This is a genomic window from Thermus sp. CCB_US3_UF1, from assembly GCF_000236585.1.
In the GTDB taxonomy this organism is placed as follows: domain Bacteria; phylum Deinococcota; class Deinococci; order Deinococcales; family Thermaceae; genus Thermus.
The window spans coordinates 324,939-346,706 of the sequence record NC_017278.1; the positions used below are offsets into that span (position 1 = coordinate 324,939).

Consider the following 21,768-nt stretch of genomic DNA (forward strand, 5'->3'; position numbering starts at 1 on the left):
CCGGGGCCTGCTTTCATGGGGGGATGAGGCCTTTGCCCTTCTTCCCCTTCCTGTTCCTGTTCCTGTTCCTGGGCCTGGCCCTGGGGCAGACCCTCCTTCCCGCCCAGGTCCTGGGCCTGTCCTTCCGGGAGGAGGCGGGGGCTTGGGTGTACGAGGGCGAGGGGGTGCGGCTGGCCTACGTTCCCGGGGTGGGCTGGGCCGAGCCCCTGGGGGCCCACCTGCCCCCGCCCGACCGGGAGCGGCTTCCCCTCGAGGCCCTGAAGGCCCTGGGCTACTTCCAGGCCCCCGAGGCCGGGGTGCGCTTCGGGGTCCAGGGCCGGGCCTTCCGGGCCGTCCTGGACCTGCCCATGCCCCACGGGGGTGGGGCCCAGGAGGGGCGGGGTGGGGCTTTGGACCTTCCCCTGCCCTACCTGGCCCCGGGCCTCCTCCAGGCCCCCTGGCCCCCCGGGGTACGGGCCGAGGTCCGCCTCCAGCCCGGGGGGACCCTCCTCCGCCTCCAGGCCCCTGGCCGCCTCCTGCGCTACCGCCTTTTTCCCCTGCAAGACCCTCCCCGGCTGGTCCTGGACCTTTACGCCCTGGAGCCCGAGGTGGAGGAGGCCCTGGCCCCAGGGGTGCGCTACAAGGAGGTCTGGGCCTTCGCCCCCGAGCCCCTGCGGCTTTACCTGGTGGAGGCCGAGAGGGGAAGGCTCGTCCCCGTGGGCACCCCGGGCCGCAGGGCCGTGGCCCGGGACCTGGCCCCGGGGGCCTTGGCCGTCCTGAACGGGGGTTACTTTGACCCGGGAAGCGGCACCCCCATCGGGCTTTGGGTCCAGGACGGGGTGACGGTCTCCTACCCCTTTGGCCGGGTCACCCTCCTGTGGGAGGGGTGGGGCTTCTTCCTGGGCTTTCCCCGCTTTGAGGCGGTGGTCCGGGGGCCGGGGGGGAGCGGGTGCGGGTGGGGGTGAACGCCTCCCGGGCCCGCTACACCGCCCACACCGTCCCCGGGCCCGTGGGGCGGGAGGGGGAGGAGGTGGCCCTGGTGGTGGGGGACCGGGTGCAGGCCCTCCTTCCCGCCCCCCAGGAGCTTCCCCCTGGGGCCTGGGCCCTGAGCTTCCCCAAGGGAAGCCCCCCCTTCCCCCTAGCCCCGGGCACCCCCTTGAGCCTGTATGGCCGCCTGGACCCCCCCTTCGCCTACGCCCTGGAGGGCGGCCCCTTGCTGGTGCGGGAGGGGCGGTACGCCTTTGACCCGGCCCAGGAGAACTTCAAGGACCCCAGGCCCCTGCAGGCCCTGGCCTCCCAGGCGGCGGTGGCCTGGACCCGGGAGGGGCGGCTTTGGCTTCTGGTTTCCGAACCCACCACCCCGGGGGTCCTGGCCCGGGGCCTCCTGGCCCTGGGGGCCTGGAACGCCCTGAGGATGGATGGGGGCGGCTCGGCCCAGCTCTGGGTGAGGGGCCGGCTCCGCAACCCCTACCAGGGCTCCCCCCGGCCGGTGGTGAGCGCCCTGGCCCTCTATGCCCCTTAGGAGGCCCTCTGCCAGACTTCCAGGAACTCCTTGAGGATGTTCCCCGTCACCCCCCAGATGTCCACCCCCCGCCAGGGGAAGTGCCAGACGGTCCGCCCCCCGCGCACCTCGCTCCAGGGCTCCACCCGGAGGAGTTCCTCCAGGGGGGCTAGGAGGACCTCGGCCACCTCCAGGGGGTTGGGGCGCAAGGGGGGAAGGTCCTCCCGGTGGACCACCACCGGCTGGACCAGGAAGCCTTGGGGGGAGAGGGTAGGGGAGAGGAAGCCCAGGGGCTCGAGGCCCCCAAGCCCCACCTCCTCCTCCGCCTCCCGCAGGGCGGCCTCCACCGGGCTTTCCCCGGGCTCCACCACCCCCCCGGGGAAGCTCACCTGGCCGGCGTGGGTGGGGAGGTGGGGGCTGCGCCGGGTGAGGAGGAGGACCTCCCCCAGAAGGGGCACGGCCACCGCCGCCAGGCGGAAGCCCGGGGGCAGGGTTAGGCCTCCCGGCAGGCCCTGAGGGAGCGCCTCCTTAAGGCGCTCTCGGGGTCCAGGCCCCGCTTGGCGAAAAGCCCCACCAGGTTCCACAGCGCCTCCTCCAGGTCCCCCCGCTCCAGGGCGGCCCGCAGCCCTTCCTCGCTGCCAGGCTCCACCCCCCTGCGTTGCAGCTCGTAGGCCCTCAGCAGGGTGGGCAGGTGCTGGGGCAGGCCGCAGGGCCGTTCCTCCTTGCCCTCTTCCGCCTTCAGGGCCTCCCAGCGGGCCTTGACCTCCTCCGGGGTGTGGGCGCTGGCCTCCCCGAAGACGTGGGGGTGGCGGCGGATGAGCTTTTCCACGATGCCCCGCTCCACGTCGCCATAGGTGAAGCGGCCTTCCTCCTCGGCGATCACGCTGTGGAAGGCCACCTGGAGGAGGACATCCCCCAGCTCCTCGGCCATGGCCTGGGGGTTTCCCTCCAGGAGGGCGTCCGCCGCCTCGCTGGCCTCCTCCAGGAGGTAGGGCACCAGGCTGGCGTGGGTCTGGGCCCGGTCCCAGGGGCAGCCGCCCGGCCCCCGCAGGCGGCGCATCACCTCAAGAAGCCGCTCCATGCCTCCCATTCTCCCCCAAGAGGACCCCCCCCGCCAGGGAGAGCCCCACCAGGAGGAGGGAAAGGGGGTCCAGGGGGGCGGGCTCGAGGGCCCAGCCGCTGGGCCCGGGGAAGGGCAGGCCGGCGGTACGGGTGAGGAGGAAGAGGAGGAGGAGGAGCCCCACCAGGTACCGCCCCCCCCGCAGCCACCCTGGGGAGAGGCGCACCTCCAGAAGGGGAAGGAGGAGGAGGGAAAGGCCAAAGCCCAGCTCCAAGGCCAGGAGGAGCATGAAGAGGAGGCCGTACCAGAACCCCGGGGTCTGCAGGGCCAAGGAGGGGTCGCCCACCCGGAAGACCTCGCCGCAAAGCCCCCCGCCCAAGGGGGTGTCCCCCAGGCCCAAGAGTTGAAGGAAGAAGGGCAAGGAAAGGAGGATGCCCGCCAGGCGGCTGCGCATGGGGCCATCCTACCGGTCGCGGCGGGCGAAGACCAGGGCGGCCAGCAGGGTGAGGAGGAAGCCGAAGGCGAAAAGGTAGGCCAGGCCCCAAAGGGGGGCCACCGCCCCCAGCCGCTCGGCCACCAGGTAGCCCAGGGGGCCGGTGAGCACGGGGGCCTTCACCCCAGAGAGGAGGGCCACCCGGTGGATCTCCTGGGGGTTGAGGAGGAGGGCCAGGGAGAGGAGGCCTTCCAGGGGGTGGTCCTGGAGCCGCACGGCCAAGGCCACCACCAAGGGGCCGTAAAGGACGTTTCCCAGGCCAAAAAGCCCAAAGCCTAGGCCCAAGGCCCGTCTTTCCTCCAAAAGGAGGGCGGAAAGGAGGGCCGCCACTCCCACCCAGAAGGCCAAAAGGCCCACCCCCGAAAGGAGGAGCCAGAGGGTACTTCCTGGGGAAAGCCCCAAAAGCCCCGCCCCCAGGAGGAGGCCCGGAAGGAGGGGGAGGCCTAGGCCCAGGAAGACCCCCAGGACCCCTTCGGCAAAGGCCTTCCCTGGGGGCAAGGGAAGGCCAAGGAGGAAGGCCCACTCCTCCCTCGAGGCCAAAAGGGGCACGGCCAGGGCCAGGGCCAGGGGGGGCAGGAGGAGCAAAAGCCCCGAGTAAAGCCCCACCAGCCCCACCCCCTCCCCCCGGCCCTGGAAGCCCAGGGCCAGGAGGGCCGGCAGGAGGAGGAGGCCCAGGCCCCAGGGGTTGCGCCCCACCTCGCGGAGGAAGAGGAGGGTCATGGGGCCTTGGGGGGCGGGGGGAAGAAGGCGGCGGGCACCCAAGGGCGCTTCCCCCCTTCCTTCAGGGCCTGGGCCCAGGAGAGGACCCGGCCCCCCGCCCGCTCGGGGCGTTCCCTCAGGTGGCCTTCCAGGGCCTCGCGGCGGGCAAAGGCCAGAAGCCCCGAGCCCATGGGGGTGCGGATGCGGGGATGGTGGTAGAGGATGGCCCCTTCCGCCGGCACCCAGCGGGGTTCGCTGCGGGTGCTTTCCCCGTAGTCCGCCAGGTAGACCTCCCGGGCCCTAAGGCTCGGCCCACCCCAGCCGTTCAGCTGGTCCAGGAGGCAGGCGGGGTCATCGTAGAAGAAGGCCTTTCCCTGGGGGTTTACCGCCTGGGCGGCGTGGCGGGCGTCCAGGAGGGTCATAAAGCAGTAGGGGCAGGCCTCCACCCCCACCCGGAGGGCCCGGGGCGCGCCCCTGGCCCAGGGCAGGAGGCTTCCGGCCAAGACCCAAAGGAAGCGGCGCCGCTCCATGGACCAAGCCTACCGGTTCTGCAGCAGCCCCGCGTGCCGGGCCAGGAGGGCCACCAGGTTCATCTCCGGCAAGGGGGCCAGGTCCAGGAGGGTTTGGAAGCTATAAAAGCGCTGCCGCCCATGCTGGGCCTTGTGGGCCTCGGCGAAGTCCTGGGCCGCCTTGGCGCTGGCAAAGGCCAGGAGCTTGGCGTTCATCACCACCATCATCCGCTCCCCCCAGTAGAAGGTGGCGCTGCGGGCCGGCACCAGGCGCACCGTTTCCTGGGGACGGGCGGGGTCGTAGGCCCCGCGGTCGGTGACGTAAAAGGTGGCCCCTTCCCCGTCCCTAAGGCCGTGCACCCAGGCGTAGTTCACCATGCAGGCGATGCTTTCAAAGTGCAGGGCCTCCACGGTTTCCTTGGGGTTGTGGGGGGCGGGGCGGGGCTTCTCAAAGGCGATCTGGCTGTAGGTCTGTTCAAAGAACCCTTTGGGGAAGGTGCGCCCCCGCCATGCCCCTTCCGGGGTCTTGATGGGCATCTCGCAGAAGGCGCACGACCCCCCCTCCCAGGGGATGGGCTTGGCGGGCACCCGCACCCCGCCTGGAGTGCCCTCTCCCGGGGCCATCTGGGCCAGGGCCGGGCTCCCAAGGACCAGTCCTCCTAAAGCCTTGAGCACCTCACGCCGGTTCCTCATAGAGCACCTCCATGAGCCAGGGGAGGCGTTCTCCCCTTGGACCCAAAAGCCGTTCTGGGGGGCCTTCCTCCAGGACCTTTCCCCCCTTGAGGAGGACCAGGCGCTGGGCCCTTTGGGCCTCCTCCACGTGATGGAGGGCCAGGAGGGCCACCCCTTCCCCCTTTTCCCCCACCCAGGCCCAAAACCGCTCCCGCCCCTTGGGGTCCAAAGCGGCGGTGGGCTCATCCAGGAGCCAGATGGGGGGGTTGCCCATCAGGCTTGCCGCCAGGGCCAGGCGCTGGCGCTCTCCCCCGGAGAGGGTCCCCACGGGTTTCCCCCACACCCCTTCCAACCCCATGCGGGCTACGGCTTCCTCCAGGGCCTCGAGCCCAAGCCCCTTGGCCCGCCGGGCCCCCTCCAGCACCTCCTTGCCCTTGAGGTGGGGGAAAAGCCTGGGGCTTTGGGGCAGGTAGGCGCGAAGGGCCAGGGCCCTGGGGTCCCGGGGGTCCAGGCCAAGGAGCCGCGCCTTCCCGGCGCTGGGCTTCAGCCTTCCCGCCAGGAGGGCCAGGAGGGTGCTCTTCCCCGCCCCGTTGGGGCCCAACAGGCCCACCACCCCCCCGCGGGCCTCGAGGCTTACCCCCCGAAGCCGCCCGTCCTTTCTCAGGTCCTGAACCGCCACCACAGGACACCTCCTAAAAGCCCCAGGAGGAGGAGAGGCGCGTGCGCCCTCCGGGAGGGGGGCAGGGCCAGGGCCTGGGGGTCGGCCAGGGAGAGGAGGCGGAGGCCCGGGACCTGGGCCTCGGCCCCTTCCCAAAGGAGCACCCCGGGGGAGAGGGCCAGGAGGGAGAGCTCGGGCTGCCGGGCCAGGAGGAGGGCGAAGCTGGAGCTCGGCAGGTGGGGTACGGGGAGGCCCGAGGCCCGGTCGTAGGCGTTGCCCACCACCTGGGCCTTGGCCTCGGGGTCATCCACCAGGAGGTCGTAGAGGTTGCCCAGGAAGAGGTTCCCCTCCACCCGGGCCGAGTTCCCTCCCTTTTCCCGGGTGATGCGGAGGGCGGTGCCGTTTTCCTGGAAGCGGTTGCCCCGCACCCCCACCTGGGCGGCATCCAGGAGGACCAGGCCCAGGGTGTTTTCCTGGAAGCGGTTGGCCTCCACCTGGCTTCCCCGCTCGTCCTGGAGGAGGAGACCGTAGGCCAAGGGGCTGCGGTGGCCGTGGAGACGGTTCCCCCGCACCCGGTTCTCCGCCCCGTGCATCACCGCATTGCCGACGCCGTTTCCCCAGCTTTCGTTGCCCTCCACCCGCACGTGCCAGGAGAACATCACGTGGAAGCCGTACCGCCCGTGGCCCGTAAGGCGGTTGCCCCGGAGGACTAGCCCTGGGCTGTACTCGGCGTAGATCCCGTCCATGAAGCCTGCCAGGTGGCTCTCCACCACCTGGGCCCCTGGGCTGCGGTACACCAGGACCCCGGGGGAGGCCCCCAGGCCCCGGGCCCTAAGCCCCTGGACCTTTGCCCTGGGGGAGTCCTCCAGCCGCACCGCCGCCGGGGCGCCTTCCACCTCCAGGCCCTCCAGCAGGCACCCCTCGCACCCCCGGAGGTAGACCGCGGCGTCGGGTTCAAAGAAGTCGTCGCCGCCCCCTGCCCCCACCACCTTGAGGCCCCGCACCCGGATGCCGGGGGCAAGGAGGGAAAGGGTGTGCCCCTTCCGGCCCCGGAGCACCGCCCCCTCCGCCTCCACCTCTAGGCCCGGGGTGGTGAGGACCAGGGGGCCTTCCACCTCCCCCTCGAGGCGGAGGACTGGGGCGGCCAGGCTGACGCCCGCCAGGGCCAGGAGGAGGCTCGCCCGCTTCATTACCCCCCAGGGTAGGGGAGGGAGGTGGGACATTCGTACTTCCAGGCCCTGAAGGACATTTGCCCCGGAGGCTCTGGTACCCTAAAGGGCGTGAGGCACCTCGCCGTCTTGGCCTTTTTAGGCCTGGCCCTGGCCCAGCCCCTCGCCGTTCCGGGCTGGGTGCGCCTGGTACCCCCGGGGGTGAAGGACACCGCCGCCTACCTGACCCTGGAGAACCGGGGCCAGGTTGCCTTGCGCCTGGTGGGGGCGGAAACCCCCGTGGCCCAGCGGGTCTCCCTGCACCGGGAACACCGGGAGCACCGGGGCGGGCACACGGTCTTGGGCATGCGCCCCCTGCCCCATCTGGACCTCCCCCCCGGGGCCAGGGTGGCCTTCCGGCCTGGGGGCTACCACTTCATGCTGGAGGGGCTAAAGCGCCCCCTTAAGGCGGGGGAAAAGGTGGAGCTCGTCCTTAAGTTTGCCGACGGCACCCGGCTTAGGGTGGTCTTGCCGGTGGAGATGCGATGAGAAGAAGGATCTTCCCCCTGTTGGCGGTGCTTCTCCTGGTGGGCTTGGCCTACTGGCTTCTGCCCAAGGGCGGCCACAGCTTTTACGGCACCCGGCTCCTCAACCCCAAGCCGGTGGACTTCACCCTGCAGGGTCCTTCCGGGCCGGTGCGCTTGGGGGAGATGGGGGGCAGGCTTGTCCTCCTCTTCTTCGGCTTCGTGCACTGCCCCGATGTCTGCCCCACCACCCTTATCGCCCTCAAGCGGGCCTACGAGCGCCTTTCCCCGGAGGAACAGGCGCGGGTGCGGGTGGTCTTCGTCAGCGTGGACCCCGACCGGGATACCCCTGAGGTTTCGGACCGCTACGCCAAGGGGTTCCACCCCAGCTTCCTGGGGCTTTCGGGAAGCCCCGAGGCGGTGCAGGAGGTGGCCCGCACCTTTGGGGTTTACTACCAGAAGACCCAGTACCGGGGCCCAGGGGAGTACCTGGTGGACCACACCGCCACCACCTTCGTGGTCCAAGACGGCAAGCTGGTCCTCCTCTTTAGCCCAGAAAAGGTGGAGGCCACGGACAAGGTGGTGGCCGACCTGAGGGCCCTTTTCTAAAGGGGGTTAGCCTAGGGCCACGTCCAGGGCCATCATGAGGGCAAAGCCCACCATGACGCCAAAGGTGGAGGTGTCCCCGTTGCCCTCGGATTGGCTTTCCGGGATGACCTCCTCCACGATCACGAAGACCATGGCCCCCGCGGCCAGGGCCATGAGGTAGGGCAGGAGGGCCTGCATCTCCGCCACCAACAGGGCGCCCAGCACCGCCCCCAAGGGTTCCACGATGGCGGAAAGCTGGCCGTAAAACCAGGCCCGCCCCGCGCCGATGCCCGCCCGCCGCAGGGGCCAGGCCACGGCCAGGCCTTCGGGAAGGTTCTGTAGGCCGATGCCCATCGCCAGGGCCACCGCCCCCCCCAAGGTGGCCGCCCCGCTGGGATCTAGGCCCGCGGCCCCAAAGGCCACCCCCACCGCCAGCCCCTCGGGGAAGTTGTGCAGGGTGATGGCCAGGATGAGGAGGGTGGTGCGCCGCCAGGCGGTGTGCAGGCCTTCCTCCTGGGCCCCTGGCCCCAGGTGGAGGTGGGGCAAAAAGCGGTCCAGAAGGCGCAAAAGCCCCCCGCCCAGGAGGAAGCCTACCACCGCCGGCACCCAGGGGAGCATCCCTTGGGCCTGGGCGATCTCCATGCCCGGGAGGAGGAGGGAGAAGACACTAGCCGCCAGCATCACCCCGGCGGCGAAGCCCAGGAGTCCGTCCAGGAGCTTGCGGCTGGGCTCTTGCCACAGGAAAACGCTGGCCGCCCCCACCGCGGTGAGGCCCCAGGTGAAGACGCCCCCCAGCAGGGCGTAGAGGAGGGGGGAGTCCATAGGCCTTATTTTAGGCATGCCTAAACCCCTGGGCAAGCCCGCCTTGGGGTATCCTGAGGTAAGGTATGCTGGATAAGCTTGCGCGCCTAGAAGAAGAGTACCGGGAGCTGGAAGGCCTCCTGGCTGACCCCGAGGTCCTCAAGGACCCAAGGCGCTACCAGGCCCTTTCCCGGCGCTACGCCGAGATGGGGGAGATCATCGCCCTCATCCGCGAGTACCGTAAGGTCCTCCAGGACCTCGATGGCCTGGAAGACCTCCTGGACGACCCCGAACTCAAGGAGGTGGCCAAGGGGGAACGGGAAGCCCTCCTGGCCCGCAAGGAGGAGCTGGAGAGGGATTTGGAGCGCCACCTCCTGCCCAAGGACCCCATGGACGAGCGGGACGCCATCGTGGAGATCCGCGCCGGCACCGGCGGGGAGGAAGCGGCCCTTTTCGCCCGCGACCTCCTGGAGATGTACCTGCGCTTCGCCGAGGAGATGGGCTTTGAAACGGAGATCCTGGACTCCAACCCCACGGACCTGGGCGGGTTTTCCAAGGTGGTCTTTGAGGTGCGGGGCCCAGGGGGCTATGGCACCTTCAAGTACGAAAGCGGGGTCCACCGGGTGCAGCGGGTGCCGGCCACGGAGACCCAGGGGCGGATCCATACCTCCACGGCCACGGTGGCCGTGCTGCCCAAGGCCGAGGAGGCCGACTTCCAGCTCAACATGGACGAGATCCGCATTGACGTCATGCGGGCTTCCGGGCCTGGGGGCCAGGGGGTAAACACCACGGACAGCGCGGTGCGGGTGGTCCACCTGCCCACGGGGATCATGGTCACCTGCCAGGACTCCCGCAGCCAGATCAAGAACCGGGAGAAGGCCCTCATGATCCTGCGCAGCCGCCTTCTGGAGATGAAGCGGGCGGAGGAGGCGGAACGGCTCAGGCAGACCCGCCTGGCCCAGATCGGTACCGGGGAGCGCTCGGAGAAGATCCGCACCTACAACTTCCCCCAGTCCCGGGTGACCGACCACCGCATTGGCTTCACCACCCACGACCTGGAAGGGGTGCTCTCGGGCCGCCTCCAGCCCCTCCTGGAGGCCCTGAAGCGGGCCGACCAGGAGCGCCAGCTGGAGGCCATGACGGAAGCGTGATGCGCCGCGAGATCCTGGTGGTGGCGGCCATCCTTCTGGACCGCCAGGGGCGGGTCCTCCTGGTGGGCAACGACTGGGGGCGGCGGGGCCAGGTGCGCTACACCCTGCCCGGGGGGACGGTGGAGCCGGGGGAGACCGTGCTGGACGCCCTGGTGCGGGAGGTGCGGGAGGAGACGGGCTTGCGGGTGAGGGGCATTGAGCACCTGGCCTACGTGATCCAGGTGGAGGACCGCCGCAAGAACGAGCGCACCCTGGCCATGGCCTTCCGGGCCAGCTACGAGGGGCTTCTCAACCCCCGGGATCCCGACGGCCACATCGTGGAGGCCCGCTTCTTCACCCCCGAGGAGGTGGCGGCCAGGCTCTCCGGCCACCGCCCCCTGCAGGAACCCCTGTTGGACTACCTTTCCGGGGAGCGGGGGCGGTTTTACGCCTACCCGGGCTGGGGCCAGCCGGGGGTGCGGGTCTAAGGGCCGAGCTTGCGCTTTAGGTAGGCGGTAAGCTCTTCCAGGGCCTTCCTCAGGGCCCGCTGTTCCTCGGCCAGGGCCTCTAAGGGGTCCTTGTTCCCTTCCCCCCCGGAGAGGGTTTTGAAGAGGAGGGTGGGGTTGCCGCACCGGGGGCAGGCCACACCGGCTGGGCGCACCGCGGGCGCGTAAAAGACCCGGGCCTTGCACCGGGGGCAGAGCAGGTACTTGGCCCCCAGGGCCTCTCCCTTGCGCACCGCCTCCTCCAGCTCCAAGGCCTCCTCCCGCGGGTACCCCAGGAAGTAGTCTTCCCCCAGCTGCGCCATTCCCAGGGCCTCCTCTGTGCTTTTGAGGTCGCCCCGCTTGCCCTCGGGTACCTCCCAGGTGAAGCCATTCCAGCGGAAGTGGCGCAGGTGCTTTCTCCCCTCCAGGTCCTCCACCTCCACGATGAGCTGGAGGCCTGGGTCCTTGGGGTAGTAGAAGAAGCGCACCCCCTGCACCCCGGAAAGGCTTTTGGTCCGGGGCAGGGTGTAGCTGAGGGGGCCATCCCCCTTGGCGGGGTAGCCCACCAGGCGTTCCAGGTCGTAAAGGGTAAGGCCAGGGCGCTCCATATCCCCGAAGAGGAGGCGCTCCACGTAGCGGAAGGCAGCCTCGAGGCCCGGGTCCATGGGATCAGTCTACCCCCGGGGAGGGTTCTTGGGGTAGACCTGGGGAACACGCCCTAGGGTGCGGGCCAGTTCAGGCAGTAGGGCTTCAGGACCGCCAGCTTCCCGCCCCCGTACGGGGAGAGCATGGCCTCCTGGGTCCCCTTTTCCGGCCAAAGGTAGTCCACCACCAGGGGGGCATCCTCGTTTTGCGCCCCGCCCAGGTTCCAGGGGCCGGCCTCCTTGCCCACGGGCCGGAAGTGGTCAGGGCCGTAACCGTCCTGGCTGCCCACCAGGACGTAGAGGCAGACCCGCTGCCCCGGGGTGGGGTTGAAGTATTTTTTGTCCAGCTGCAGGATCACCTGCTTGTCCGCGGGGTTGCTCCCCACCACCACGCCATCCGCGGTGTCGGTGCCGTCAGGGAAGCCCACCCGCTGGCCGTACTGGGGCCAGCCCGCGGCCTTGAGGAAGAGGTCCCAGGGGTGGGCGGGGTCAAAGGCCACCTTGGCCCCCTTGGCGAAGGTGTCCGTCCTCCCCCCCTCCTTGAAGTCCAGGTAGACGTTGAGGAGCTGGTGGCTGAAGCCCGCCGGGGCTCCCCAGGGGTTGGTCATCTCCCCGAAGGTGAAGACCAAGGTCCAGGTGGCCCCGCTGTCCAGGACCCGCATCTCCAGGAGGTCGAAGAGGCCCTTATAGGGGGCGAAGGCACCCTCCTTGGGGTAGGTGTAGGTGCCGGGGCCGTGCTCGTCCCCCTCGGGGTCCCTCAGGCGGAGCACCTCCTTCCCCGCTAGGCGCTGGGGCAGGCTGAGGGCCAGGGGGCTTCCGTTGGGGGCGGTGTCCAGCACCCTGCCCCCCTTCTCCAGGACCAGGGCCAGGCGCAAGGTATCCCCGGCCTCTGCCCTTAGGGTGGTGTAGGGGATGCGCATCTCCACCACCTGGTCCACCCAGGCCCGCCTGCCCGCCAGGTCCGCGGGGGAGCTGGCCAGGACCCAAGCCCCCTCCCGGTAGGCGAAGCGCACCAGGGTGGCCTGCCCCTCCCGCACCCCGTCCAGGTCCAGGGTGACCCGCTGCTGTAAGGGGAAGCCTAGGGGTACCTCCGCCCCTTCGGGGAAGGCGGCCCCGCCCTCCTCCTTGGGGGTGGTGGCGTAAAGGTGCAGGCGGTACCCCTGGCCCAGGAGGTCCTTGGCCCTCACCCCTTCCTTTAGGTCCACCCGCAGGTAGACGTGCTGCTCGTCAAAGCCCAGGTACACCCCCCGGATGAGGTCGTCCTGGGTCTGCATGGTGGTGCCCTCGAGGTCGGGGAGGTAGGCGGCTCCCCGCCATTCCTCGGGGCCCGCTTGGCCGTCCAGGGTGGGCTTGACCCGGCCAGGGGTCCCCTGGGGTTGGACCGGGGGGCGCACGGCGATGAAGAGGGCTTCCGGGGGCTTCTGCCCTATGGTCCCGTAGACCGCTTGCAGGATGGCCCGGAAGGCCTCGTCAAAGGGGGGGTTGTTGGGGAAGCCGGTGTCCTGGCCATACCACCAGAACCAGTCGGAGGCTTGGGCCTGGTAGATGAGGCCCAAGGCCTTCTCCACCGCCTTGGGGTCCCCGCCCTGGGCCTGGAAGTCCAAGACCGCCTGCCGGGCCCGGGCCAGCCGGTCCCAGGCCTCGTTTTCCTCCGGCTCCCCCGCCCACATGGCGAAATCCCCTGCCCAGCCCCCGGTGCCCAGCCTGGCGATGGGGAGGGAGGGCTCGGAGAGGAGTTCGGAAAAGAGCACGGTCTTGAGCGTCCCCTTCCGCTCTTCCTCGGCAAGGCGCCGGTAGAGGAGGCGGCGGAACTCGTTGCCGTTATTGGGGTAGTTCTCCCAGGCGTTTTCCCCATCCAAGGCGATGGTGAGGACGGCGTTGGGGTTTTGGCCGATCACCTGGCGGCGGATTTCCAGCAAGGTGCCGATGAAGTCTTCCACCGCCCGTTCCGCGGGCATGCCGCTATAGCTAAAGCCGATGCGGTCGGAAAGGTCCCGGTGGCGGAAGAAGAGGCGTACCCGCTTGCCGTCCTTCTCCACGTGGTAGATGCGGGTGAGGGTGGCGGGGTTGACGGGGAAGCCGCTTTTGCCCAGGATGGCCTCGTCGGTGACCAGAAAGCCGATGCCCTCCTGGGCGTAGAGCTCAGCGGCCTTTTGGCTCACCGCCCCTTCGGGGGGCCACATGCCCTTGGGTTCCTGGCCGAAGAGGGCCTTGAAGTACTCCCGGCCAGCCCGCACCTGCCAGGCGGCATCCTCAGGCCAGGCGATGGGCTCCTTGGGTAGGCTCAGGGCGGGGTTGGACTCGCGGATGGCCTCCTTGTCCAGCAGGATGGGCAGGATGGGGTGGTAGTAGGGGGTGGTGATGAGGTCAATCTGCCCCTTGCGCCAAAGCTCCCGGTGTAGGGGCAGGATGGTGGCCATCAGCTCCAGGTGTTTTTTCAGCACATAGTTCACGTCCTCCTGGGTGAAGCCCCGGTCCTTGCGGTACAGGGCCCGGAGGCCGGGATCCCGCTCAATGTAGTCAATATTGATCCAGTATAGGTTCCAAAGAACCCTGAGGTCCTGCAGATCCGCATCGGAGAAGGCTTCGCCCCGTGCCTTCTTGGCCTGGAGCTCGCGGTAGCGGGGGCTTTTTTCCACGAAGCGGGGGTTGAGGTCAAAGAACCGGGCCACGATAAAGGCCCGCTCCTCTTGGCTTAGGGCGGAAAGGGGTTTTTCCGAGACCCGCCAATAGGCGTCCTTGGCCTTGCCGGAGAGGTAGTCCCCGATCTGCTTCAAAAGGGTGGAGGTGTAGTCAAAGGTGACCTTGATCTCGGGAAACTCCTTCAGCACCTCCGCCATCCAGGGGTAGTCGTTTACCCCGTGGGCCCGCACCCAGGGCTCCTCGTACTGCCCGGTGACGGGGTTCTCGTAGGGGGGCTGGTGTTGGTGCCACAGGATGGCCACCCGCAGGGGCTGGGCCAGGGCGAGGGGCGCCATCATCAGGCCGATCAGGATCCCGTGTAGCTTCATTGCCGCTCCTCCTCGGTCTCGTGGAAGGGGTTCCACCCGCGAACGGGGCCATTATACGCCCAAGCCCTTTTGGCCATAATGGGCTCATGTCCCTCCTCTTCTCCCCCCTAACCCTCCGTGGGCTTCGCCTCAAGAACCGCCTGGCCATGTCCCCCATGTGCCAGTACTCGGCCACGGCGGAAGGGCAGGTGACCGACTGGCACCTCCTCCACTACCCCACCCGGGCCCTGGGCGGGGTGGGCCTGGTCCTGGTGGAGGCCACGGCGGTCCTCCCCGAGGGCCGGATCAGTCCCCTGGACCTAGGCATCTGGTCCGAGGACCACCTTCCGGGCCTAAAGGAACTGGCCCGGCGCATCCGGGAGGCGGGGGCGGTGCCCGGCATCCAGCTGGCCCACGCCGGGCGTAAGGCGGGCACCACCCCCCCTTGGGAAGGGGGAAAGCCCTTGGGCTGGCGGGTGGTGGGGCCGAGCCCCCTGCCCTTCGCCGAGGGCTACCCGGTGCCGGAGGCCCTGGACGAGGCGGGGATGGAGCGGGTCCTCGAGGCCTTCGTGCAGGGGGCCAGACGGGCCCTCAGGGCCGGTTTCCAAGTGGTGGAGCTCCACATGGCCCACGGCTACCTCCTCTCCTCCTTCCTTTCCCCCCTCAGCAACGGGCGGACGGATGCCTACGGGGGCAGCCTGGAAAACCGCATGCGCTTTCCCCTACGGGTGGCCCAGGCGGTGCGGGAGGCCCTCCCTCCCGAGCTTCCCCTCCTGGTGCGGGTTTCCGCCACCGACTGGGCCGAGGGGGGCTGGGGCCTCCCCGATACCCTGGCCTTCGCCGAGCGGCTCAAGGCCCTGGGGGTGGACCTTCTGGACTGCTCCTCGGGGGGGGTGGTGCCTGGGGTACGGGTGCCGGCGGCCCCCGGGTTCCAGGTGCCCTTCGCCGATGCGGTGCGGAAGCGGGTGGGCCTGGCCACGGGGGCGGTGGGGCTCATCACCGAAGCCTTCCAGGCGGAAACCCTCCTCCAGGCGGGGAGTGCGGATCTGGTCCTCCTGGGCCGGGTCCTCCTCCGCGACCCCTACTTCCCCTTGCGGGCGGCCAAGGCCCTGGGGGTGCCGGCGGAGGTACCTCCCCAGTACCAGCGCGGGTTCTAGGCCGGGCTAGACTAGGGGCGGTGCGGGCTTTTCCCCCAGAGAGGGAGGAGGACTTCGCCCCCCTGTTGCCGGAGGAGGTGGTGCGCCGGGGCCTGGCCTACTTCCAAGAGGGCCGGGTGCGGCGGGTTTTTCGCCTGGGGGAAAGGCTTTGGGGGGAGGTGCAGGGCTCGGGGCCGGAGGCCTACCGGGTGGAGGTGGGCCCGGGGCTGGTGGGGCGGTGCACCTGCCCCCATCCCCGTTTTCCCTGCAAGCACGCGGTGGCCCTCCTCTACGCCCACCTGGAGCGCAAGGCCCAGGACCTCGCCCCCTTGCTGGCGGCCCTGGCCCCGGAGGAGGCCAAGGCCCTTTTGCTCCGGCTCGCCCACCTGCCCCAGGTGGCCTTCCTCCTGGCCGAGGCCCTGGCCCCGGAACGGGCCTTCCGCGAGGGGGTGCGGCGGATGCGCCAGGCCTTCCGCCTGGGGGGTGGGGAGGAGGAAGCCCGGGGGCTTCTCCTGCGCCTCGAGGGGGCCGGGCGAGAGGAGGTGGAGGCCTTCTTGGAGGCCCTCCTGCAGGCCCCCTTTGACCCCGAGCCCTACCTCGAGGCCGCCCTGGAGCGCTACCGGGCCCTAGGGCCTAGGCTTTCCTTCCTCCTTGGCCTTTACTTGCGCCACCCCTCCGAGGCCCTGAAGGAGGCCTGGTTGCGCCTGGGGGAGGGGCGGCCCGAGGAGGCCCTGGCCCTCCTGGGGGGGAGGGACCCCGAAGGGCGCAGGCGGGGGCTTAGGGCGGAGCTCCTCCTCCGCCTGGGCCGGGAAGAGGAGGCCTTGGCCGCCCTAAAGGAGGGGCTAGAGGGGGTGGAGGACTACCTCCACCTGGTGGGGCGGCTCCTGGCCCTGGGCCGGGTGGCGGAGGCCCTTAGGTACGCGGAGGAGGCCCGGGACTGGTTCGGCAAGGACCCCAGGCTCCTGCCCCTTTTGGACCTCCTGGTGGCCCATAGGGGCCTGCCCGAGGACCACCGGGCCCGCTTCGCCCTGCGGCCCAACCTCGAGGACTACCTGGCCCTCAAGGCCAAGCTGGGCCGGGCCTTCGCCCAGGAGCGCCCCGCCCTGTTGCGCCCGGTCGAGGACCCCGTCCTCCTGGCCCGCATCTACCTCCTGGAGGAGGACTGGAAGGCCTTGGACCGCCTGCTACGGAGGCTTCCCCCCAAGGCCTACCCCCGCCTGGCCGAGGCCTTGGAGGAGAGGCTACCCCAGGAGGCCCTGCGCCTTTACCGGGAGGCGGCCCAGGCCCGGGTGGCGGAGGGGGGCCGCCCGGCCTACCGGGAAGCGGCCCAGATCCTGAAGCGGATGGCCCGCCTGGACCCCGAGGCTACCCGCCGGACCATCCGGGAGATCCTCCAGGCCCATCCGCGAAGGCGGGCCCTAAGGGAGGAGCTGGCTTTCCTGCTGGCCTAAGCCCGGTAGGGGGCGCGCTTGACAGGGCCTAGCCCTTGCCGCATAGTAAGGGTTGCGGCCATACCTTGGAGGGTTGGCCGAGCGGTTGAAGGCGGCGGTCTTGAAAACCGCTGTGGGCCCTGGGCCCACCGGGGGTTCGAATCCCTCACCCTCCGCCAACCATGCCTGGAGAGGTGGCCGAGTGGTCGAAGGCGGCACCCTGCTAAGGTGTTGTACCGGGATAACCGGTACCGCGGGTTCGAATCCCGCCCTCTCCGCCAAAGGGCCCGGCTCAGGCCGGGCTCGCTTCTTATGCTGGCCCTTCCCTTGCCCCCCCTCAAGCCCTGCCGCTTCCTTGGGCGCAAAAACCGCTTCCTGGTGGAGGCGGACGTGGGGCCTTTGCACCTGCCCAACTCCGGGCGCATGGCCGAGCTCCTCCTCCCCCACGCCCCCTGCTTCTACTGGCCCAAGCCCACCCCCAAGACCCGGGGGCGGATGGTCCTGGTGGAGCGGGAAGGGGTTCTGGTGGGGGTGGACGCCACCCAGGCCAACCGCCTCCTGGAGCTTCTCCTTGGCCAGGGGGTGCTGGGGCCCCTCGAGGCCCTGGAAAGGGAGGTCCGGCTTGGGGGTGAGCGCCTGGACTTCCGCGCCCGGCTGGGGGGGCGGGAAGCCCTTCTGGAGGCCAAGAACTGCAACCGGGTGGAGGGCCCCCTGGCCCTTTTCCCCGACGCCCCCACCGCCCGGGGGGCCCGGCACCTCCGCCTCCTGGCGGGCTGGGCCCGGGAAGGGGGCTTGGCCTACGCCCTGTGGTTCGTGCAGCACCCCCAGGCCCAGGCCTTTGCCCTGGACCCTGCGGATGGGGCCCTCCTCGAGGCAGCCCGGGAGGCCTGGGAAGCGGGGGTGCGGCTTCGGGCCTACCGGGTGCGGCCTAGCCTAAAGGCCCTCCACCTGGAAGGGGAACTCCCCTGGGTCTGGCTACCCACCTAAGAGGATTTGGAAGGCCACCATGAGGGCCACGGCCAGGGTGAGGACCGTGGCCACCCCCTCGGCCTCCGCTTCCTTTAGGGCCTCGGGCAGGATCTCCGCCACCGCCATCCAGATCATGGCCCCGGCGGCGAAGCCCAGGCCCACGGGCAGGGCGGGCTTGAAGGCTTCCACGAACAAGAAGGCGGGCACGGCCATGAGGGGCTGGGGCAGGCTGGAGAAGATGCTCCACAAAGAGGCCCCCAGGACGCTCACCCCCCGGGGGATGAGCACCAGGCTGATGGCCAGGCCCTCGGGGATGTTGTGCACGGCGATGGCCAGGGTGATGAAGACCCCCAGGGCCTCCCCACCGCCGAAGGCCACCCCCACCCCTACCCCCTCGGCGAAGGAGTGGAGGGTCATGATGCCCACCATCATCAGGGCCTTGCGGGCGTCCAGGGCGCTCATATGGCCAAAGCTCACCTCCCGCCCCTCCAGGTAGCGGTGGGAGAGGAGGATGAAGAAAAGACCCAGGAGCACCCCCAAAAGGGTGCGGCCCAGGCTGGCCTGCACCCCTTCGTAGATGAGGCCAAAGCTGGCGGAGAGCATCAGTCCGGCGGCGGCGGCGTTGGCCAGGCCCAGGTGCCGCGCCACGATGTTGCGGGTGAAGAGGAAAGGAAGGGCGCCCAACCCGGTGGCGATGGCGGTGAAAAGGGCGTAGAGGAAAACGGCGCCCACGGAAATGGACAGCGGCTCCATGGCTGGTATTTTACTGCGAGTGATTACTAGTTGCAATAATCCAGTCCTGCACCGCCCGGGCCACCGCCTCCCGGTCCCGGTCCAGGAGGAGGTCATGGCCGCTTTCCGGGAAGACCAGGTAGTCCTTCCGGGCGCTTCCCAGAAGCCGGTGGTACCGGCGCACGCCCTTGACCACCTTGTCCTTGCCCGCTTCCACCACCAAGGCCGGGGCCTCTACCCGAGGGAGGACCCTGGGGGTCTGGCCCATGAGGGCCAGGAGCTGCAAAACCGCCCGGGTGGGGAAGTAGGGGTAGTTGGGGTTTTGCCTTTGGCACTCCGGATCGCAGATGGAATCGGGACCGGGGAAGCGGGGGATGAGGGGGGCAAGGACGGGGGCCAGCGGGGCCAGGGGGCTTTTCAGGGCCAGGGCGGGGGCCAGGGCCACCAGGAGGGCGGTGGGGGTTTCCGCGGCCAGGTGGGCGGCCAGGAGGGCTCCCATGGAGAGCCCCACCACGCCCCGGGGCTCGGGGAGGTCCCGGTAGGCGGCCCGGGCGGTTTCCAGCCAGTCCCGCCAGCGCACCTGGAGCAGGTCCTCGGGCCTCGTCCCGTGGCCGGGTAGGGTGGGCTGACGCACGGAAAACCCCGCTTCCCGCAAGGCCTGGGGCAGGGGTCCCAGGGTGAGGAGGGGGTGGGAGGTAAAACCGTGCAGGAGGAGCAGGTTCACGCCTTAGCATACCCTGCCTGGACGAGGGGCATCCGGCGTGGTAAAACGGGGGGGAATGCTGGAGGGTAACCTCGCGGAGTTCCCCTTTCCATCCCTGGTGGGTGCGCTGATGAGCGCGGGGCGCACGGGCCGGCTTCATATCCGGCCTCCTTTCCTCGAGGGCCAGGTCTACCTGCGGGCGGGGCAGGTGGTCCACGCCCAGGTGCAGGCGGGGGATAAGGCCCTGGAGGGGGAGGAGGCCTTGGACCTCCTGGTGGGGCTCAAGCGGGCCCCCTTTGCCTTTGAGCCGGAAACCCTTCCCCCCCACACCACCTTGATGGGCGGGCTGGCGGTGCCGGCCCGTCTGGCCGAGGCCCAGGCGGCCTGGAAGTCCCTGGCCCTGCCCGCGGACTGGGGGTATGTCCTGCGCCTGCCCGCAGGGGGCGGGGAGGTGGAGCTTTCCGCGGAAGCCCTCAAGGTGCTGGCCCAGGTGGAGGGCAAGCGCATCGCCGAGGTGTTGGTGGCCCCTGGGGTCTTGCGCCTGGCCCGGATCCTGCACACCCTCCTGCAGATGGGGGCCTTGGAGGCCGTACCCCTGGTGGCGGTGCCCCCGGCCTCCCTCCTGGTCTTGCCCATCTACGGGCCGGGTTCAGGGGTGGCCTACGTGGACGAGGCCCTGTACGCGGAATGGGCCCGGACCATCCGCCACGGCTTCCGCCTGCGGCTCCATCCCCTGGGGGCGGTGATGGAGGTGCGCCCCAGGCCCAACATCCAAGGGCGGCTGGGCCTTCTGGAAGAGGACCTGAAGCGCCTCCGCCTCCGGCGGGGGGATAAGGTGGAGGTGGTGCCGGAGGTGTAGCCTATGGATGTCTTGGCTTGGAACGATTATCTAAACCGCATCGTATACGGCTTTCCCATGAAGCTGGTCTTCCTCCTGGTGGGGGCCTACCTGGTCATCTTCCAGATCCGCTGGTTCAGCGCCCCCTTGCGGATGATGCGGGTCTCCTTCAGCGAGACCTTCGGGGCCATCCGGGAGAGGACCTACGGCTTCGGCGGGCAGATCACCCCCTTCCAGGCCACCATGGTGGCCCTTTCGGCCACCGTGGGCACCGGGCACCTTTTGGGCATGCTGGCGGCGGTCCTGGTGGGGGGGCCGGGGGCGGTCTTTTGGATGTGGCTGGGCTATTTCTTCGGCACAGGCACCAAGTTCGCCGAGGCCACCCTGGCCGTCCATTTCCGCCGCCGCTACGCGGACGGCTCGGTGTCCGGCGGGCCCATGCACTACCTCCTCCGGGGGCTGCCCCGGCTTCGCTTCCTGGGCTACCTTTTCGCCTTCTTCGCCGCGGTGGCCGCCTTCGGCATCGGCAACCTCTCCCAGGCAGGAGCGGTGGGCGGGGCCTTGGCCCCCTTGGGGGCTCCTCCTGCCCTGGTGGGCCTTTTCCTGGCCCTTTTGGTGGGGGTGATCCTGGGTGGGGGGATCGTGCGGGTGGCCCGTTTCGCCCAGGTGGTGGTGCCCCTGAAGCTCCTCCTCTTCCTGGTGGCCATTCTGCCCCTCTTCATCCTCTACGCCGGCCAGATCCCCCAGGCCCTAGCCCTGGTCTTCCAGGCGGCGTTCAGCCCGGAGGCCGCCCTAGGGGGAGCGGCCGGGTATAGCCTCTTCGCCGCCATCAACGCCGGGCTTGGCCGGGGGATCTTCGCCAACGAGGCCGGCCTGGGTTCGGCCCCCATCGCCCATGCCCAGGCCCAGGTGGACCACCCCGTGCGCCAGGGCTTCTGGGGGGTCACGGAGATGTTCGTGAGCTTCCTGGTGACGAGCCTCACCGCCCTCACCTTCATCGCTTCCGGGCTGTGGCGGCAGGGGGGAAGCGCCGCCGAGGCGGCCACGGCCCTCTTCCAGGCCCATCCCCTCGGGGGGGTGGTCCTAGCCCTCACCGTGGCGGTCTTCGCCCTGGGGACCATGGTTTCCTGGGGTTTTTACGGGGAGGAGGCCGCAGCCTTCCTCTTCGGGGAGGGGGTGCGCTGGCCCTACCGGCTTACCTTTGCCGTCTTGGCCTTCGTGGGGCCCTTGGGGGGCCTCGAGGCCTTCCTGGCCATCTCCGATACCCTCAATGGCCTCATGGCCATCCCCAACCTCCTGGGGCTGATCCTCCTGGGCCCGGTGGTGGCCCGCCTCACCTACGGCTTCTTCCGCGGGGAGCCCTGGGTGCCGCCCCGCTAGGCGCCCTCAGCGGAACATCTCCCGGATGGCCTTTTCCAGCTCCTCCCCCGCCTTTTTGTCCAGGGTGAGCTTCACCTTGAGGGCCACCCGGAGGGCTTCCTCCTCGAGGCTCTCCCGGCTTGCGCACCCCTCCAGCCGGGCCACCAAGGGTTCCGCTTTGGGTCCCAGGCGGCGGCGGAGGAGCTCCACCAGGCGGGCGCAGAGCTCCTTGGGCCCCTCCACGGGCAGGATCAGCCCCTGCTTGAGGAGGTCCGCCAGCACCCGGTAGGCCTCCTCGCCCAAGCCGCTTTCCCGCACCACCTCCTCCTCGCTGCGCCGCCCGTCGCAAAGGGTGTAGACCCGCCATTCCTCGGGGGTGGGTTTCCAGTCGGCCACCGGGGGCGTGGGGTTGCGGCGGAAGACCATGGCTACAGGGAGGCCACGATGGCGTCCAGCAGGCGGAGGACCAGGTGGACGAAGACCGAGCCCAGGAGGAGGATGAGGGAGAGCAAGAGGAGGAGCAGGCTGGAAGGCTCCCCCCAGGTGAGGAGGAGGACCCCCAGGTAGCTGGCGGCGAAGAAGAAGATGAGGAAGAGCATCTGCCCTCCCCGTTCCCCCATGACCCCCCCGGGGATGGCCCGTTTGAGCCTTAGGCCGTAGAGGACGTTGTAGACCATCACCAAAAAGCCCAGGAGCAAAAGGACTTTTTCCATAGCCTTA

General features: G+C 69.9%; 24 protein-coding genes, 2 tRNA genes and 1 pseudogene. 12 read left to right on the forward strand and 15 right to left on the reverse strand.

All coding sequences use genetic code 11. The annotated features are described in order from the left end of the window. Positions 1 to 23: 23 nt before the first annotated feature. A pseudogene (locus TCCBUS3UF1_RS01390) lies at positions 24 to 1,501 on the forward strand (phosphodiester glycosidase family protein). On the opposite strand, the gene TCCBUS3UF1_RS01395 reads toward TCCBUS3UF1_RS01390, so the two are convergent. From TCCBUS3UF1_RS01395 to TCCBUS3UF1_RS01430, 8 genes are read right to left on the reverse strand one after another with little or no spacing between them, the layout of a single operon-like run. Next, on the reverse strand, positions 1,498 to 1,944 hold the full coding sequence (locus tag TCCBUS3UF1_RS01395; protein ID WP_041433650.1) for a CoA pyrophosphatase: 447 nt from the start codon (positions 1,942 to 1,944) through the stop codon (positions 1,498 to 1,500). The pseudogene TCCBUS3UF1_RS01390 and the gene TCCBUS3UF1_RS01395 overlap by 4 nt on opposite strands. A gap of 29 nt (positions 1,945 to 1,973) precedes the next feature. Continuing rightward, positions 1,974 to 2,570 carry a MazG family protein gene (locus TCCBUS3UF1_RS01400; RefSeq protein ID WP_014514711.1) on the reverse strand — a complete coding sequence of 199 codons (597 nt, stop codon included), beginning with the start codon at positions 2,568 to 2,570 and terminating at the stop codon, positions 1,974 to 1,976. Then, positions 2,545 to 2,994: a hypothetical protein gene (locus TCCBUS3UF1_RS01405; RefSeq protein WP_014514712.1), complete on the reverse strand. Its 450-nt coding sequence runs from the start codon at positions 2,992 to 2,994 to the stop codon at positions 2,545 to 2,547. The genes TCCBUS3UF1_RS01400 and TCCBUS3UF1_RS01405 overlap by 26 nt, the downstream gene beginning before the upstream one ends. A 9-nt stretch (positions 2,995 to 3,003) precedes the next feature. Beyond that, positions 3,004 to 3,753 carry a hypothetical protein gene (locus tag TCCBUS3UF1_RS01410; protein ID WP_014514713.1) on the reverse strand — a complete coding sequence of 250 codons (750 nt, stop codon included), beginning with the start codon at positions 3,751 to 3,753 and terminating at the stop codon, positions 3,004 to 3,006. Next, complete coding sequence (locus TCCBUS3UF1_RS01415; protein WP_014514714.1) at positions 3,750 to 4,262, reverse strand: nitrous oxide reductase accessory protein NosL; 513 nt, start codon at positions 4,260 to 4,262, stop codon at positions 3,750 to 3,752. Before TCCBUS3UF1_RS01415 ends, TCCBUS3UF1_RS01410 begins: the two co-directional genes overlap by 4 nt. A 9-nt stretch (positions 4,263 to 4,271) precedes the next feature. Beyond that, entirely contained in the window at positions 4,272 to 4,934 is a 663-nt protein-coding gene (locus TCCBUS3UF1_RS01420; protein WP_014514715.1) for a nitrous oxide reductase accessory protein NosL, read from the reverse strand. Then, positions 4,918 to 5,595 carry an ABC transporter ATP-binding protein gene (locus tag TCCBUS3UF1_RS01425; protein WP_041433651.1) on the reverse strand — a complete coding sequence of 226 codons (678 nt, stop codon included), beginning with the start codon at positions 5,593 to 5,595 and terminating at the stop codon, positions 4,918 to 4,920. The genes TCCBUS3UF1_RS01420 and TCCBUS3UF1_RS01425 overlap by 17 nt, the downstream gene beginning before the upstream one ends. After that, the gene (locus TCCBUS3UF1_RS01430; protein WP_155983243.1) at positions 5,574 to 6,761 is read right to left on the reverse strand and encodes a NosD domain-containing protein; all 1,188 of its coding nucleotides are present in this window, start codon (positions 6,759 to 6,761) and stop codon (positions 5,574 to 5,576) included. Before TCCBUS3UF1_RS01430 ends, TCCBUS3UF1_RS01425 begins: the two co-directional genes overlap by 22 nt. A 90-nt stretch (positions 6,762 to 6,851) precedes the next feature. Here TCCBUS3UF1_RS01430 and TCCBUS3UF1_RS01435 point away from each other — a divergent pair, with 90 nt between their 5' ends. Then, on the forward strand, positions 6,852 to 7,268 hold the full coding sequence (locus tag TCCBUS3UF1_RS01435; RefSeq protein ID WP_041433653.1) for a copper chaperone PCu(A)C: 417 nt from the start codon (positions 6,852 to 6,854) through the stop codon (positions 7,266 to 7,268). Then, positions 7,265 to 7,852: an SCO family protein gene (locus TCCBUS3UF1_RS01440; protein WP_014514719.1), complete on the forward strand. Its 588-nt coding sequence runs from the start codon at positions 7,265 to 7,267 to the stop codon at positions 7,850 to 7,852. The genes TCCBUS3UF1_RS01435 and TCCBUS3UF1_RS01440 overlap by 4 nt, the downstream gene beginning before the upstream one ends. Positions 7,853 to 7,858: 6 nt before the next feature. Here the strand turns inward: TCCBUS3UF1_RS01440 and TCCBUS3UF1_RS01445 are convergent, their stop codons facing one another. Next, positions 7,859 to 8,653, reverse strand: a complete 795-nt coding sequence (locus TCCBUS3UF1_RS01445; RefSeq protein ID WP_014514720.1) for a ZIP family metal transporter — start codon at positions 8,651 to 8,653, stop codon at positions 7,859 to 7,861. 65 nt (positions 8,654 to 8,718) lie between these two features. Here TCCBUS3UF1_RS01445 and prfA point away from each other — a divergent pair, with 65 nt between their 5' ends. Next, the gene (prfA, locus tag TCCBUS3UF1_RS01450; RefSeq protein WP_014514721.1) at positions 8,719 to 9,783 is read left to right on the forward strand and encodes a peptide chain release factor 1; all 1,065 of its coding nucleotides are present in this window, start codon (positions 8,719 to 8,721) and stop codon (positions 9,781 to 9,783) included. Beyond that, the gene (locus TCCBUS3UF1_RS01455; RefSeq protein WP_014514722.1) at positions 9,783 to 10,250 is read left to right on the forward strand and encodes an NUDIX hydrolase; all 468 of its coding nucleotides are present in this window, start codon (positions 9,783 to 9,785) and stop codon (positions 10,248 to 10,250) included. Before prfA ends, TCCBUS3UF1_RS01455 begins: the two co-directional genes overlap by 1 nt. Here the strand turns inward: TCCBUS3UF1_RS01455 and TCCBUS3UF1_RS01460 are convergent. After that, positions 10,247 to 10,912 (reverse strand): hypothetical protein, encoded by a 666-nt coding sequence (locus TCCBUS3UF1_RS01460; RefSeq protein WP_014514723.1) that lies wholly within the window; start codon positions 10,910 to 10,912, stop codon positions 10,247 to 10,249. The two genes, TCCBUS3UF1_RS01455 and TCCBUS3UF1_RS01460, sit on opposite strands and share 4 nt — an antisense overlap. Before the next feature lie 53 nt (positions 10,913 to 10,965). Beyond that, positions 10,966 to 13,902, reverse strand: a complete 2,937-nt coding sequence (locus tag TCCBUS3UF1_RS12310; RefSeq protein ID WP_014514724.1) for a glucodextranase DOMON-like domain-containing protein — start codon at positions 13,900 to 13,902, stop codon at positions 10,966 to 10,968. 86 nt (positions 13,903 to 13,988) lie between these two features. On the opposite strand from TCCBUS3UF1_RS12310, the gene TCCBUS3UF1_RS01470 reads away from it, so the two are divergent. The 5 genes from TCCBUS3UF1_RS01470 (at position 13,989) to TCCBUS3UF1_RS01490 (ending at position 17,434) form a co-directional block, all read left to right on the forward strand. Then, positions 13,989 to 15,038 (forward strand): NADH:flavin oxidoreductase/NADH oxidase, encoded by a 1,050-nt coding sequence (locus tag TCCBUS3UF1_RS01470; protein WP_014514725.1) that lies wholly within the window; start codon positions 13,989 to 13,991, stop codon positions 15,036 to 15,038. Between the two features lie 20 nt (positions 15,039 to 15,058). Then, a complete protein-coding gene (locus TCCBUS3UF1_RS01475; protein ID WP_014514726.1) occupies positions 15,059 to 16,468 on the forward strand; it encodes an SWIM zinc finger domain-containing protein in 1,410 nt (469 codons plus the stop codon). A gap of 67 nt (positions 16,469 to 16,535) precedes the next feature. After that, positions 16,536 to 16,626, forward strand: a tRNA-Ser gene (locus tag TCCBUS3UF1_RS01480). 9 nt (positions 16,627 to 16,635) lie between these two features. Beyond that, positions 16,636 to 16,728: transfer RNA gene (locus TCCBUS3UF1_RS01485), tRNA-Ser, on the forward strand. Positions 16,729 to 16,759: 31 nt separating this feature from the next. Then, a complete protein-coding gene (locus tag TCCBUS3UF1_RS01490) occupies positions 16,760 to 17,434 on the forward strand; it encodes a DNA/RNA nuclease SfsA (protein ID WP_014514727.1) in 675 nt (224 codons plus the stop codon). On the opposite strand, the gene TCCBUS3UF1_RS01495 is transcribed toward TCCBUS3UF1_RS01490, so the two are convergent. Beyond that, positions 17,423 to 18,169: a ZIP family metal transporter gene (locus tag TCCBUS3UF1_RS01495; protein WP_041433656.1), complete on the reverse strand. Its 747-nt coding sequence runs from the start codon at positions 18,167 to 18,169 to the stop codon at positions 17,423 to 17,425. The genes TCCBUS3UF1_RS01490 and TCCBUS3UF1_RS01495 overlap by 12 nt on opposite strands. Positions 18,170 to 18,179: 10 nt before the next feature. After that, positions 18,180 to 18,872 (reverse strand): carboxylesterase, encoded by a 693-nt coding sequence (locus tag TCCBUS3UF1_RS01500; protein WP_014514729.1) that lies wholly within the window; start codon positions 18,870 to 18,872, stop codon positions 18,180 to 18,182. A gap of 55 nt (positions 18,873 to 18,927) precedes the next feature. On the opposite strand from TCCBUS3UF1_RS01500, the gene TCCBUS3UF1_RS01505 reads away from it, so the two are divergent. Further along, the gene (locus TCCBUS3UF1_RS01505) at positions 18,928 to 19,710 is read left to right on the forward strand and encodes a DUF4388 domain-containing protein (RefSeq protein ID WP_014514730.1); all 783 of its coding nucleotides are present in this window, start codon (positions 18,928 to 18,930) and stop codon (positions 19,708 to 19,710) included. A gap of 3 nt (positions 19,711 to 19,713) precedes the next feature. Then, positions 19,714 to 21,069 carry a sodium:alanine symporter family protein gene (locus tag TCCBUS3UF1_RS01510; RefSeq protein ID WP_014514731.1) on the forward strand — a complete coding sequence of 452 codons (1,356 nt, stop codon included), beginning with the start codon at positions 19,714 to 19,716 and terminating at the stop codon, positions 21,067 to 21,069. A gap of 6 nt (positions 21,070 to 21,075) precedes the next feature. Here TCCBUS3UF1_RS01510 and TCCBUS3UF1_RS01515 read toward each other — a convergent pair whose 3' ends face one another. Both TCCBUS3UF1_RS01515 and TCCBUS3UF1_RS01520 read right to left on the reverse strand, forming a co-directional pair. Beyond that, positions 21,076 to 21,474: a hypothetical protein gene (locus TCCBUS3UF1_RS01515; RefSeq protein ID WP_014514732.1), complete on the reverse strand. Its 399-nt coding sequence runs from the start codon at positions 21,472 to 21,474 to the stop codon at positions 21,076 to 21,078. A 2-nt stretch (positions 21,475 to 21,476) separates the two neighbouring features. Next, entirely contained in the window at positions 21,477 to 21,761 is a 285-nt protein-coding gene (locus TCCBUS3UF1_RS01520; RefSeq protein WP_014514733.1) for a hypothetical protein, read from the reverse strand. Between the last annotated feature and the right edge of the window lie 7 nt (positions 21,762 to 21,768).